Origin of the sequence: Roseibium limicola (genome assembly GCF_017313085.1) — a bacterium.
Taxonomy (GTDB): Bacteria; Pseudomonadota; Alphaproteobacteria; order Rhizobiales; family Stappiaceae; genus Roseibium; species Roseibium limicola.
In genome coordinates, this window is the sequence record NZ_JAFLNF010000001.1 from 521077 (window position 1) to 533929 (window position 12853).

The window sequence follows — 12853 nt, forward strand, 5'->3', positions numbered from 1 at the left end:
AAGCAAGGGGTATCAGTAAAGGGGTGTCCATGACCAGTTTCGATATTGCAGTCGCCGTCGAAAAGGTGATCAAGCGATATGGGTCCGTCACCGCATTGCACGGTGTCTCGCTCGACATCCGCGAGAATGAATTCTTCACGCTTCTCGGCCCGTCCGGCTGCGGCAAGACAACCTTGTTGCGTGCCATTGCCGGATTCGAAGACGTCAGCGAAGGACGGATCCTGCTCAAGGGTCAGGACCTCACAGGCCTTCCCCCCCACAAGCGCCCGGTCAACACCGTCTTTCAGCAGTACGCCCTGTTCCCGCACATGACAGTGACCGAGAATGTCCTCTTTGGTCTGCTGCGCAAGGGATGGTCCAGGCAGGACGCCGTGCGCCGCGCCCAGGACGTTCTGGCCCTCGTGCAACTGTCAGACTTCGCCAACCGCAAGCCAACGCAGATGTCAGGCGGTCAGCAGCAGCGTGTCGCCCTGGCCCGTGCCCTTGCCCCGCGTCCTGAAGTGCTGTTGCTCGATGAACCGCTCTCCGCACTCGACCTCAAGCTTCGCCAAGCCGTCCGACTGGAACTGAAAGCGCTTCAGCGCGAGACCGGCATCGCCTTCATCTTCGTCACCCATGACCAGGAAGAAGCGCTGACCATGTCGGACCGCATCGCAGTCATGTCCAATGGGCATGTGCAGCAGGTCGGCAGCCCCAAGGAAATCTACGAAGCGCCGACAAATCGCTTCGTCGCGGACTTCATTGGCGAAACCAATCTGCTCGACGTCACGGTGCAATCAATTTCAGACGGCGTCGCGACCGTTCTTCTGCCCGGCGATAAACCATTTACCTGCCCGGCTGCTGCGGTCCTTGATGCAGGTTCCGGCCATTTGTCCGTCCGTCCCGAGCGCATTTCGCTCTGTGCAGAGCCTCTTGCCCATTTGAGCGCAACAGTCACCGGCCATACCTATCTCGGCACCGACATCCAGCTGCATGTGCGACTGGTCGATGGCGAGGCCATGACGGTTCGCTTGCAGAACGCGGAAAGCACCGTGGTTCCGGCGACGGGCGCTCATATCGGACTGAACCTGGAGGCAGGCGCTGCACGCCTGTTAGCTGACTGATGGCCGCCGGACCAAGCATGGGCGGAGGCTCCTCGCGGATCTACCGCGGCAATGGCGTCAAACTGATGCTGCCGTCCTGGCTGATCATCGGCAGCTTCCTGCTGCTCCCGGTGATGATGATGGCCGTCTATTCCTTCCTGACGAAGGAATTCCGCGGCGGTGTTATCTGGGAGTTTTCCCTGGCCGCCTATGATCAGTTCTTCTTTGATCGTGGCCTTTTCGGCGATGAGCCCCCCAAACTCGAATGGACCTACATCGGCATTTTCTGGCGCTCCATCTGGCAGGCCGGTCTGGCCACCATCGCCTGTCTGCTGATCGGATTCCCCACCGCCTGGTTCATTGCAACACGAGATCCGAAAAGCCGTTCGATCTGGCTGTTTCTGGTGACTATTCCCTATTGGGTCAACCTGCTCATCCGCACGGTCTCGATGAAGTTCCTGATCCGCGACACGGGCCCGTTGAACGAGTTTCTGATGGCCAGCGGCATCATCAGCGAGCCGTTGGGTCTGATCAACACCAACTTCGCCGTCCAGCTTGGGCTTTTTTATTCCTATCTGCCGTTCATGGTCCTGCCGATCTATGCCGCCGTCGAGCGCTATGATTTTGCGCTCTCGGAGGCGGCAGCCGACCTCTATGCCGGAACATGGACAATACTACGTCTGGTGATCCTTCCTGTCGTCAAGCCCGGCATTATCGCTGGCTGCATCCTGGTGTTCGTGCCGTCTCTCGGCGCCTTCCTCGCACCGGATCTGCTTGGCGGCGCCAAGACCTTCATGATTGGCTCGCTGATCGAGGAACAGTTCAAGGGAAGTGCCGGAAACTGGCCATTTGGCGCCGCCGCTTCCATGATCCTGCTGACCATCGTCATGTGCGTGTTGCTTGTTTATGCCCGCAGCCAGAACAAGGGAGAGGCACGCTGATGGCCGCCAAACTCGACCTACGTCGTTTCCCCGGTTTCCTGGCAATCACGATCCTCTGCCTGGTGGTGCTTTATGCCCCCCTGGCCGTGGTTGCCGTCTATTCCTTCAATGCCTCCACCTCGATCACCAACTGGGGCGGCACGTCCCTCACCTGGTATGTTGATGTCTTCACAGGTCCGGAAGCGCCGAAGTTTCAGAAAGCCGCGTTGAACTCATTCGTCATCGCAGTGTGTGCGGCATCAATCGCCACGATCATCGCCACAGCCGCCGCCGTTGCCATGACCCGCGCCGGTCGATTCCGCGGCAAGACCCTGGGCTTTGCCCTCATCAATCTGCCCCTGATGGTTCCCGAGGTCGTCACCGCTGTCGCCAGCCTGGTGTTTTTCTCCGCCATCGGTTTCACCACTGGGCTAATGACAATTCTGGTGGCCCATACGGTCTTCTGCATCCCGTTTGCCTACCTGCCGATTGCTGCGCGAATGCAGAGCATTCCCGATCAGTATGAACAGGCAGCAATGGATCTCTATGCCACGCCTAGCGAAGCCTTCAGGCTGGTTCTTCTGCCGCTGATGACGCCTGGAGTGCTCTCCGGCTTCCTGCTCGCCTTCATCATCTCACTGGACGATTTTCTGATCACCAATTTCGTCAAGGGGGCTGGCATTGAAACCCTGCCGACCGCCATTTTCGGGTCGGTCAAGCAGGGCATCAAACCCAACATCATGGCCATTTCCACCCTCATGCTCGGCGTGTCGGTGGTCTTCGTTTCCCTGTCCTGGCTGATCGGCCGGATGGGGCAAGACAAAAAACAAGCAAGCTGAAAAAGCACCAACCAGAGTGGAGACTTTCATGAAGAAACTACTTGCATCAACCGCCGTCGCACTTCTCAGCCTTACGGCAGCAGCTCAGGCCGAGGGCAAGCTCTCGATCTACCATTGGTTCGAATACATTCCGCAGACGCTTCTCGACAAGTTTGCTGCCGAATATGACGTCGAAGTCACCATGGATACCTTCGACAGCAACGAAGCCCTGCTCGCCTCCCTCAAGGCCGGCAAGCTCGGCAGCTACGACGTGGCTGTTCCCGGCGACTACATGGTCAAGATCATGAACGGCGAAGGCATGCTCGACACATTCGAGCCGTCCGAGCTGTCCAACTTCGGCAACATCGAAAAGCAGTGGGTCGACGTCGCGTTCGATTCGGGCCGCAAGAGCTCCATCCCCTACCAGTGGGGCTCCACGTCCTACTCCGTTAATCGTGACGTCTATACAGGCCCAATTGACAGCCTCTCCGTGATCTTCGATCCACCGGCTGAGCTGAAGGGCAAGATTAACGTTCTCGATACCGCTGGCGAAACCCTCACCCTCGCCTCTCTCTACCTCGGCATTCCGCAGTGCTCCGCGGACCGTGAGCAGCTGAAGGAACTCAATGCACTGGTTCAGAAGGCTAAGGCCGACTGGGCATCCTTCGGCTCTGATGTTGCCAAGGACGTTCTCGTCTCCGGTGATGCGGCAGCCGGCATGATCTGGTCCGGTTTCTCAGCCAAGGCACGGGCTGAAGGCGCCAACATCGAATACGCCTTCCCGAAAGAGGGCTACATCGTCTGGATGGACAATGTCGTTCTGCTGAAGGATGCGCCGAACCGCGACAATGCTCTGAAGTTCATGAACTTCCTGCTTGAGCCGGAAAACGCCGCAGCTGTCACCAACTACGCCCAGTACACAGCTGGCGTCACCGGCACAGCCGAGTTCTTGGACCCGGAAGTTGCCAACTCTCCGGAATCCAACCCGCCGGCAGGCCCGAAGGGCGCATTCGTCGAGGCTTGTTCTGAAGACGTTCAGGTCCTCTACGACGCGATCTGGACCAACCTGAAAAAGTAAGCTCAAGGAACAGACGGCCATGAAACTCGCTCTCTATCAGGGTCCTGCAATCGGCGGGGACATCGAGGCAGGATTTGAACGCCTCGAAACCCAGCTTGTCGCAGCGGCCACAGCTGGAGCAGACATGGCCGTCTTTCCGGAGCTTTTCCTGCCTGGCTACAACAGGCCGGATTTGCATCAAAACCTCGCCCAACCCATGGGCGGGAACTGGACCACACGACTTGCAGACATGGCCCGGCAGACGGGCTGCGGCTTGACCCTGGGATGGGCTGAGCGCGACGGCGAACGTGTTTTCAACGCGACCACGGCATTTGGCACAAATGGCGAGATCCTCGGGCACTACCGCAAGATCCAACTGTTTGGCCCAATGGAAAAAGCCAGCTTTTCAGCGGGAGAGAGCTACGCCTTCTTCGAACTCGGCGGGCACAAGGTGGCGCTGCTCATTTGCTACGACATCGAATTCCCCCAGCATTGCCGCGCCCTTGCTGATCACGGGGTGACATTGCTGCTTGTGCCGACCGCCAATCCGGAACGGTTCGAGCACGTGCCCAGAACATTCGTTCCCGCACGCGCTGCCGAGATGGGTATGACGATCGCCTACGCCAATTTCTGCGGATCGGAAGGCAACCTGACATTTGGGGGCAATTCCCTGATCGTTGGGCCCGACGCCCAGATCATCGCCAGCGCAGGGCGGGGAGAGACCCTGCTTGTGGCCGATCTCGCTCCAGTTTCAGACATCGCGCCGGACATCATGTCCATGCAGCTTCAGGATTATCGGGAGGGAAAATTCCTATGACGATCAAACCAGACATGACCACTGATGGCGTTCTCACCGCAGATACCCATCTCATTCAATCGTTTGCCGACTTAAACTTGCTGAAGCAGGATGGAGCCCGCACGGTCATCGTTGGCGCCGAAGGCTCCATGGTACGCGACAGCGAAGGCAACGAGCTCATCGACGGGATCGGCGGCCTGTGGTGTGTAAATGTCGGCCATGGTCGCAAGGAAATCATTGATGCGATCGCCCAACAGCTGAACCAGCTGGACTTCTACTCGACCTTCTACAACTTCACGCACCCGACTGCTGCAGCTTTGGCGGAGAAGATCGCCAGCCTGGCGCCCGGCCCGTTGAACAAGGTCTATTTCGCCAATTCCGGATCTGTCGCCAACGACAGCGCAATTCGTATTCTGCACCACTACAACAACCGGCTTGGGCGGCCGAAAAAGAAGAAGATCCTCAGCCGCATCGGCGCCTACCACGGCTCGACACATCTCTCCATCGCGATGACAACGCCAGCCTATTCTGATGGCTGGGATCACGCAGAAGGTCTGGTGCATCACCTCAAGAGCCCGCACTTCTGGCGCGAAGGTGACGGGATGACCGAAGCCGAGTTCTGCGACAGTCTGGTGCAGGACCTGAAGGACACCATCGAAAACATCGGCGCGGAAAACATTGCCACATTCATCGCCGAGCCCGTCCAGGGTGCCGGCGGCGTGGTCATGGCGCCGGACGGATATCATCGCCGGATGGCTGCCGTCTGCGAAGACTATGACATCAAGTACATTGCTGATGAAGTCGTCACTGCCTTCGGTCGCCTTGGCCACTTCTTCGCCTCGCAGGACATCTTCGGCTACACGCCGGATATCATAACCACCGCCAAGGGGCTCACCTCCGGTTATCAGCCGCTGTCGGCAACCATCGTCTCGGACGAGATCCATGAGGTCATTTCCCGCCCTGGCGGCATGTTCCTGCATGGTATGACCTACTCCGGTCACCCGGCAGCTGCCGCCGCAGGCCTTGCCAACATCGCACTGATGGAAAAAGAGCAGATCCCGGAGCGCGTTCGCACCACTGGCAAGCTTTTCGAAAACACTCTCAAAGGCCTGTCCGACCTCCACATCGTTGGGGAAGTTCGCGGCAGCCACTTCATGATGGGGATCGAGTTCGTCAAAGACAAAGCCACCAAGCAAGGCTTTGCCCCGGAAGATGCCATTGGGCTGAAGCTGGCCCGCGCCGCTCAGAAGCGTGGCTTGATTGCTCGTCCGCTTGGCAACATCCTCATTCTGTCGCCCACTCTGATCCTCACTGAACAACAGATCGGCCAGATCGGTAACATTCTGCGCGACAGCATCGAAGAGGTCACACGCAGCCTGTGATCCTCTCAGGAACGCTTGTTGAAGGGCGCGGCATTGCTGCGCCCTTTCTCGTTTGCTTTTGTTGATTTTGTTTTTCAGAATCAAAAGCTCAAAAAGTAAGATTTTACCTAATCAACTTCCGCTGCCACCATCACTTGGAATGAAATCCTCAAAAGGGTGCGAGAGACATGCCGGTTGAAAAAGTGGAAGCATTGGTCGTTGGCGCTGGCCAGGCGGGTGTCGCAATGAGCGAACACCTCGGAAAGGCCGGCCTTTCCCATCTGGTGCTTGAGCGCAGCCGAATTGCCGAACGCTGGCGCTCAGAGCGTTGGGACTCACTCGTCGCCAATGGTCCCGCTTGGCACGATCGCTTTCCCGGCATGGAATTTCCCGGAAAGGATCCCGAAGCCTTCGTTCCGAAGGAACAAGTCGCCGACTATTTCGCCGCCTACGCCGCGTTGATCAAGGCACCAATCCGCTGTGGGATCTCAGTCAACTCCGTCACGCGCATCGCCGGTCAACGCGGCTTTCAGGTGGAAACATCTGACGGCGTCGTCGAAGCCAACTACGTGATCGCCGCGACCGGAGCGTTTCAGACCCCCGTGATACCCAAGCTCGTGCCGTCCGAGGCGGCCGTGATGCAGATGCACTCCACCGCCTACCGCAATCCGGAGCAACTGCCCGAGGGTGCTGTCCTCGTGGTCGGCGCCGGATCCTCCGGCACGCAAATCGCCGAAGAGCTGATGCTGTCCGGCCGCAAGGTATACCTCTCCGTCGGCCCTCATGGACGCCCGCCCCGCCGCTACCGCGGCCGTGATTTTGTCTGGTGGCTCGGTGTCTTGAACATGTGGGATGCAGAAGCCAAGCCCGGAGATGAGCACGTTACCATCGCGGTCAGCGGCGCCCAGGGTGGCCACACGGTCGACTTCCGGCGCCTCGCCGCGCAAGGGATGACCCTGTTGGGACGCACGCAGGCCTATCGCGATGGCACCTTGCAGATCGCGGAAGACCTGAAAAGCAATATTGAGGCCGGAGACGCCAATTACCTCGCCCTGCTTCAGGAAGCGGATGCCTATGTCACCCGCAACGGCCTCGACCTTCCCGAAGAACCGGAAGCACATGTGATTGGCGCGGACCCGGATTGCGTCGCCGATCCGCTCCGCAACCTCAATCTGGAGGAAGCCGGCATTTCCAGCATCATCTGGGCAACCGGCTTCACCAATGATTACAGCTGGCTGAAGGTCGACACCTTCGATGATGCGGGCGCACCGATCCACCAACGCGGCGTCAGTGAAGAACCCGGCATCTACTTCCTCGGGCTTCCCTGGCAGACCAGACGCGGCTCCTCCTTCATCTGGGGCGTCTGGTACGATGCCAAATACCTGAGCGACCACATCGTCAAGCAAAGTGAATACATGACGTACGTGCCGAAGGGCTGACCGTACCGAAATTTCTGACCAGGAAACCGGAGCGCCATATGGCTCACACACGCATTCGCAAGTTCAACACCAAGGACACTTATCCCGAGCAGAAGCTCGACAATGATCTCTGTCAGGTCGTCGTCGCGCGCGGGTCCATGATCTTTGTCCGGGGACAGATCGGCCAGAACCTCGACACCGCTGAGAACGTCGCCATCGGCGATGCTTCGGGTCAGGCGGAACAAGCGATGGCCAACATCAAGATGCTGGTGGAAGAAGCCGGCGGCCAGCTCGACCACATCACCAAGATCACGATCTATCTTGTTGATCCGCGCTACCGGGAAGACGTCTACCGCGTCGTAGGCAAATGGTTGAAGGGCGTGTTTCCGGTCTCGACCGGCATCGTGGTCTCTGCGCTCGCTCGGCCTGAGTGGCTTGTCGAGATCGACGCGATCGCCGTCATACCCGACGAAGCCTGAGCCGCCCCTCCCTTCCAGAACCCCGTGAGACCGATATGACCTTTTCCATCTCCGCGCGATGCCCGAAGACAGGCGCCATGGGTATTGCCATTTCCTCGTCGTCGCCAGCCGTTGCGGCCCGCTGTGCTCATGCTCGCGCCGGAGCCGGGGTTGTGGCCTCCCAGAACATCACCGATCCCTCGCTCGGGTCAAAAGGTCTTGACTTGCTGCAGCAGGGGCTAAACGCAGACGCCGCACTTGCCGCCTTGCTCAAAGACTATCCAACCGCAGACTGGCGTCAGATTGTCGTTCTGGATCAATCAGGAAACGCCGCCCTGCATTCGGGTTCGGAAACCCTTGGCATCAACGCCGTGGCTCGCGGGACTGATTGCGCCGCCGCAGGCAATTTGCTGGCCAATGACCGCGTGCCCACAGCCATGGTCGAGGCCTTCGTGGCGTCCACCGGTGATCTGGGCGACCGGCTGATTGCTGCAATGGAAGCAGGACAGGCAGCCGGGGGTGAAGCAGGCCCCGTGCATTCCGCCGGCCTTTATATGGTCCGCGATGTCAGTTGGCCCATTTCCGACCTTCGCGTTGACTGGACCGATGGCGACACCATCCAGGAGCTCAAGGCGCTCTGGCTTCTCTACAAGCCGCAACTTGAAGACTATGTCACCCGCGCAACCAACCCGACCGCCGCACCCAGCTACGGCGTGCCCGGCGACGAATGACGAACAAGGACTGACCACCGTGGACCTCTCTTATTCCGACTGGGTCGCGCACTCAAAGGCGCTCCGTTTCCCCACCAAGGCATTCATCGGCGGACAGCACGTCGATGCGGTCTCCGGCAAGACCTTCGACACGATCAATCCGGCCACTGGCAACATTCTGACAACGCTCCCGTCTTGCGATGCTGCCGATGTCGATGTTGCCGTGAAAGCAGCAAGAGAAGCCTTCGAGGACGGCCGCTGGTCCGGTCAATCACCCGCCGAACGCAAAGCCATTCTGCTGAAGCTCGCCGGGTTGATCCGCGAAAACAGCGTCGAACTGGCCCTGCTTGATAGTCTCGACATGGGCAAGCTGGTGAACGACGCTGCCACCATTGACGTGCCCGGCGCGGCTGCCATCTTCCAGTGGTATGCGGAAGCCATCGACAAGGTCTACGACGAAGTTGCGCCGACCGGTGCCGGCGATCTGGCGCTTGTCCGAAGAGAAGCCCTGGGGGTTGTTGCTGCCGTTGTGCCCTGGAACTTCCCGCTCGACATGGCGACCTGGAAGTGTGCGCCTGCGCTCGCGATGGGCAACAGCGTGATCTTGAAACCCGCCGAACAGTCCCCCCTGTCTGCCCTGCGGCTGGCGGAGTTGGCGATTGAAGCCGGGCTGCCGGAAGGCGTGCTGAACGTTGTCACCGGCTACGGTGAAACTGCTGGCAAGGCCATCGGCCTGCACCCCGACATCGACTGCGTCACCTTCACCGGTTCAACAGAAGTGGGCAAATACTTCCTGGAATATTCCGGGCAGTCCAACATGAAACAGGTCTGGCTGGAGTGCGGCGGCAAGAGCCCCAATCTGATCTTTGCCGACTGCGATGATCTGGACAAGGCCGCAGAATTTGCAGCACTCGGCATCTTCTTCAACCAAGGCGAAGTCTGCACGGCAAACTCCCGCCTCCTGGTTGAAGCTTCCATTGCCGAGGAGTTCACCGCTAAGCTGCTTGCCAAGGCACAGGCCTATGTGCCCGGTGATCCGCTGAACCCTGCCTCGACCATGGGCGCCATGGTCGACCAGACCCAAACACAACGCGTGATGGCGTTCGTCGAGCACGGCAAACAGACCGCAAAGCTGCTGCACGGCGGCGAACAGGTCTCTGTTGAAGGCAAGGGATGCTTCATTCAGCCGACAATCTTCGCGGTGGAGGCTGACAACCGATTGGCGCACGAAGAAATCTTCGGGCCGGTGCTTGCCATCGTCACCTTTGAAACCGAGGAAGATGCTATCCGGATTGCCAATGACAGCATCTATGGTCTGGCGGCCTCAGTCTGGACATCCAACCTTTCGCGGGCTCATCGCGTGTCCGCGAAGCTCAGAGCCGGCACCGTTTCGGTTAATACCGTTGATGCGATCTCGCCGATGACGCCTTTCGGCGGTTTCAAGCAATCCGGCATCGGGCGAGATCTGTCCCTGCACGCATTCGACAAGTTCAGTGGTTTGAAAACCACCTGGATCAAGTACTAAAGCCAAAACGGAACGAGACCTGAATGCGCTTCACGCTGAAACAGCTTGAGTACTTCGTGGCCGCGGGTGAAGCCGGAAGCATTGCCCGCGCCTCGGAACGCATTCATGTCTCCCAACCGGCCATTTCAACGGCAATTGCACAGCTGGAAAAAGAGCTGAACGTGCAGCTTTTTCTGCGTCACCATGCCCAGGGGCTGTCGCTTACGCCCTCCGGCACCAGCCTGTTTGCAGAAGCCAGACGGGTTTTGGAACAAGCAGGCGACCTCTATGCGGTCGCCTCAGCCTCCGTCGAGGAAGTTCGTGGTCAGTTGCGACTCGGGTGCCTGTCCACCCTCGCGCCAATGATCGTGCCGGAGCTGACACTCTCCTTCACGACCGCTTTTCCTGCTGGCAGAATAGCACCAGTGACCGCTCATCAGGAGCATCTCCTGGCCGGGTTGCGCCGCGCCGAGATCGACGTTGCGATCACTTACGATCTCCAACTTTCTGAAGACATCGCCTTCCGGCCCTTGGTTGCCTTGCCGGTGCATGCGCTGGTGGGCGAAGGACATCCGTTGGCGCGCCGCCCCTCAACCACCTTGCAGGAACTGGCCAGTCTGCCCTGCGTGCTTCTGGATCTGCCATTTTCGCGGGAGTATTTTCTCTCCCTATTCAATCAGGAAAAGCTTTCGCCCAACGTCGCCTACCGCTTCTCGCAAATCGATGTGATCCGGACCATGGTCGCCAACGGCTATGGCTACACTCTGATGAATGCCGTTCCCCGCTCAGACAGGGCGCTCGATGGGCGCAAGCTTGTGCCGATCAGGATCGAGGGCGAGCATCGCCCGATGATCCTGGGCCTTGCAACCGCAACGGCGCTCAACCAGACCAAGCTGCTTCAGGCCTTCATCCAACACGCAGCAACCTGCATCTCGACCGGGTACATTCCCGGCATGGCCAGAGACATCGTGAAAAACCTCTAGCGCTCCTTGGACTTGCCTTGCCTCCTCACAAAAGAGCAAAGTCCGCAACCCTGGCCTGCCATGCAGCCGCATAGGGCTGAAAGCTAGGGGCAACCTCAGGATCTCTTGGAGCCTGCCCCGCGCCGGCGCCAAGATCCGGCAAGGCCGGTGCGAGTAGCATTGCAGCTCCCGCACTAGTGCCGGTACTGGACCCGTCGCTTGAGACCACAGGACGCCCGGTCGCACTCGCAAGCATGTCCAGATAAAGCTGATTTTGTGAGAATGGGCCTTCAACGATCGTTTTCCCACGTCCGCCAGCCATCTTCAGACACTCGGCAGTCATCAGCGCCAAATAGAACGAGACGGCGGCAAAACGCTGTCCGTCACTCAGCGTCGCCTCTTCTACCGTCCAGCAAGACTGACGGCCCCTGAAGGGACCAGAGCGTGTTTCAACGGCGGGAAACAGCATGACATGGCGGTGAAGGACCTCGTCGATTTCCTTCCGTGTGGCTCCTGACACCCGACCGGACATCACCATATCGAACTCCCGCCCGCCCATGAAACGAGCCGATGGCACCTGATCTCCCAAGGCGTTCACATTCATCAGCGTGTCGCGGGCAGGATCAAGATCGACAGAAGCCCCTCCCAATGCCAGAACGATCACCCAAGTGCCGGAAGACACCACGGAGAATGGCGGCTTGCGCCTCAACAAATGCGGATAGAGCGATGCATTGGAATCATGGATCCCGCAGACAACGGGAAGGTCATCGGGCACGCCGAGAGTTGCCCCGAGCTCGGGCGTGACTGTGCCCAGAACTTGGGTCGCGGGCTGGACTGGCGCCATCTTTGTTTTCAAGCCCAGCCGATCGACCAGAGCGGAGAATGTTCCGCTCTCCGGACACCAAAGGTCGGTGTGGCAGCCGAGGGAGGTGACCTCATTTGCCTGCACGCCCGTCAGACGATAGGCCCAGTATTGCGGATACGTGAGAACACAGGCGGTTCGCGCGAGAAGTCCCGGATCGGTCTGAAACTGCCAATGAAGTTGCGCGCCGACATTCAAGCCCATGCCCAGCCGCGGCGACCCGGTCTCCGCAAACGCGGGGCGGATGCTGTCATAGGCCGGGCCCAGCGCGTCAGGGCCGGTGAACTCATAATCTAGCACAGGCGCGGCCAGATTGCCGTCGTCATCCAGCAAGACGATGGAGGCGCCATGGGTGGTGACCGAAATTGCATCGATGTGATGAGCAGCGTGCATGTCGCGCAGGCCATCCAGAATAAAGGCCCAGAGCCCGTCTATGTCATAGTGCGGGTAAGGCCCCGAGGCCAAGACGGCGTTGTCCTGCTTGCGGACACCGATCTCCCGACCGGTTTCCAGCTCGACCGCCGCCACCTTTGCATTGGTCTTGCCAATGTCGATCACCCCCACATGCCGAATATCAGGCAAGCGCTTCACTCCAGATGAAAGACGGTGGAGAGCGGTTTGACCACCGGCGCATTGTCAGGACCGGTCGCCATTAGATCAGCCATATGGTTCCACCACTTGCGCATGACCGGGTGAGACGGCAGATCCTCCATGCCATGGTCATCCTCGCGCCATAGAACCGCAAAGAGACTGTGTGTCTCCTCGTCCAGATGGATGGAATAATCCCGAACTCCCGCCTGCTTTAACAGGTCGACGAGCTCCGGCCAGATGTCATCATGCCGCTTCTGGTACTCGGCTTTCATCCCCGGGTTGAGCTGCATCTTGAAGGCGATCTTTTCCATGAC

13 protein-coding genes are annotated in these 12853 nt (G+C 59.2%); 11 read left to right on the forward strand and 2 right to left on the reverse strand.

Going from position 1 to position 12853, the window contains the following annotated elements; genetic code table 11:
* Positions 1-29 precede the first annotated feature (29 nt).
* The 11 genes from J0X15_RS02260 to J0X15_RS02310 all read left to right on the forward strand — a co-directional run bounded on the left by J0X15_RS02260 (position 30) and on the right by J0X15_RS02310 (position 11107).
* Entirely contained in the window at positions 30-1103 is a 1074-nt protein-coding gene (locus J0X15_RS02260) for an ABC transporter ATP-binding protein (protein WP_206937888.1), read from the forward strand.
* 17 nt (positions 1104-1120) lie between these two features.
* Positions 1121-2023 carry an ABC transporter permease gene (locus J0X15_RS02265; protein ID WP_209015005.1) on the forward strand — a complete coding sequence of 301 codons (903 nt, stop codon included), beginning with the start codon at positions 1121-1123 and terminating at the stop codon, positions 2021-2023.
* A complete protein-coding gene (locus J0X15_RS02270; RefSeq protein WP_206937890.1) occupies positions 2023-2841 on the forward strand; it encodes an ABC transporter permease in 819 nt (272 codons plus the stop codon). The genes J0X15_RS02265 and J0X15_RS02270 overlap by 1 nt, the downstream gene beginning before the upstream one ends.
* Before the next feature lie 28 nt (positions 2842-2869).
* Positions 2870-3898 carry an extracellular solute-binding protein gene (locus tag J0X15_RS02275; protein ID WP_206937891.1) on the forward strand — a complete coding sequence of 343 codons (1029 nt, stop codon included), beginning with the start codon at positions 2870-2872 and terminating at the stop codon, positions 3896-3898.
* A 19-nt stretch (positions 3899-3917) separates the two neighbouring features.
* Positions 3918-4694 carry a carbon-nitrogen hydrolase family protein gene (locus J0X15_RS02280; RefSeq protein WP_206937892.1) on the forward strand — a complete coding sequence of 259 codons (777 nt, stop codon included), beginning with the start codon at positions 3918-3920 and terminating at the stop codon, positions 4692-4694.
* The gene (locus J0X15_RS02285) at positions 4691-6055 is read left to right on the forward strand and encodes an aminotransferase class III-fold pyridoxal phosphate-dependent enzyme (RefSeq protein ID WP_206937893.1); all 1365 of its coding nucleotides are present in this window, start codon (positions 4691-4693) and stop codon (positions 6053-6055) included. The genes J0X15_RS02280 and J0X15_RS02285 overlap by 4 nt, the downstream gene beginning before the upstream one ends.
* 167 nt (positions 6056-6222) lie before the next feature.
* Entirely contained in the window at positions 6223-7473 is a 1251-nt protein-coding gene (locus J0X15_RS02290) for a flavin-containing monooxygenase (protein ID WP_206937894.1), read from the forward strand.
* Positions 7474-7511: 38 nt separating this feature from the next.
* Positions 7512-7931 (forward strand): RidA family protein, encoded by a 420-nt coding sequence (locus J0X15_RS02295; protein WP_206937895.1) that lies wholly within the window; start codon positions 7512-7514, stop codon positions 7929-7931.
* Positions 7932-7966: 35 nt separating this feature from the next.
* Positions 7967-8641, forward strand: a complete 675-nt coding sequence (locus J0X15_RS02300) for a DUF1028 domain-containing protein (RefSeq protein ID WP_206937896.1) — start codon at positions 7967-7969, stop codon at positions 8639-8641.
* Between the two features lie 19 nt (positions 8642-8660).
* On the forward strand, positions 8661-10145 hold the full coding sequence (locus J0X15_RS02305) for an aldehyde dehydrogenase (RefSeq protein ID WP_331461866.1): 1485 nt from the start codon (positions 8661-8663) through the stop codon (positions 10143-10145).
* A gap of 23 nt (positions 10146-10168) precedes the next feature.
* Positions 10169-11107, forward strand: coding sequence for a LysR family transcriptional regulator (locus J0X15_RS02310; protein WP_206937899.1), 939 nt, complete (start codon positions 10169-10171; stop codon positions 11105-11107).
* A gap of 25 nt (positions 11108-11132) precedes the next feature.
* On the opposite strand, the gene J0X15_RS02315 is transcribed toward J0X15_RS02310, so the two are convergent.
* Together J0X15_RS02315 and rhaM are read right to left on the reverse strand one after the other, a co-directional pair.
* Positions 11133-12530, reverse strand: a complete 1398-nt coding sequence (locus J0X15_RS02315; RefSeq protein ID WP_206937901.1) for an FGGY-family carbohydrate kinase — start codon at positions 12528-12530, stop codon at positions 11133-11135.
* A gap of 5 nt (positions 12531-12535) precedes the next feature.
* A complete protein-coding gene (gene rhaM, locus J0X15_RS02320) occupies positions 12536-12850 on the reverse strand; it encodes an L-rhamnose mutarotase (protein WP_206937903.1) in 315 nt (104 codons plus the stop codon).
* Between the last annotated feature and the right edge of the window lie 3 nt (positions 12851-12853).

Excerpts from the sequence above, each read along its gene's own strand:
- J0X15_RS02260 (WP_206937888.1), top strand. The coding sequence starts at position 30 with ATGACCAGTTTCGATATTGCAGTCGCCGTCGAAAAGGTGATCAAGCGA.
- J0X15_RS02265 (WP_209015005.1), top strand. The coding sequence starts at position 1,121 with ATGGGCGGAGGCTCCTCGCGGATCTACCGCGGCAATGGCGTCAAACTG.
- J0X15_RS02270 (WP_206937890.1), top strand. The coding sequence starts at position 2,023 with ATGGCCGCCAAACTCGACCTACGTCGTTTCCCCGGTTTCCTGGCAATC.
- J0X15_RS02275 (WP_206937891.1), top strand. The coding sequence starts at position 2,870 with ATGAAGAAACTACTTGCATCAACCGCCGTCGCACTTCTCAGCCTTACG.
- J0X15_RS02280 (WP_206937892.1), top strand. The coding sequence starts at position 3,918 with ATGAAACTCGCTCTCTATCAGGGTCCTGCAATCGGCGGGGACATCGAG.
- J0X15_RS02285 (WP_206937893.1), top strand. The coding sequence starts at position 4,691 with ATGACGATCAAACCAGACATGACCACTGATGGCGTTCTCACCGCAGAT.
- J0X15_RS02290 (WP_206937894.1), top strand. The coding sequence starts at position 6,223 with ATGCCGGTTGAAAAAGTGGAAGCATTGGTCGTTGGCGCTGGCCAGGCG.
- J0X15_RS02295 (WP_206937895.1), top strand. The coding sequence starts at position 7,512 with ATGGCTCACACACGCATTCGCAAGTTCAACACCAAGGACACTTATCCC.
- J0X15_RS02300 (WP_206937896.1), top strand. The coding sequence starts at position 7,967 with ATGACCTTTTCCATCTCCGCGCGATGCCCGAAGACAGGCGCCATGGGT.
- J0X15_RS02310 (WP_206937899.1), top strand. The coding sequence starts at position 10,169 with ATGCGCTTCACGCTGAAACAGCTTGAGTACTTCGTGGCCGCGGGTGAA.
- rhaM (WP_206937903.1), bottom strand. The coding sequence starts at position 12,850 with ATGGAAAAGATCGCCTTCAAGATGCAGCTCAACCCGGGGATGAAAGCC.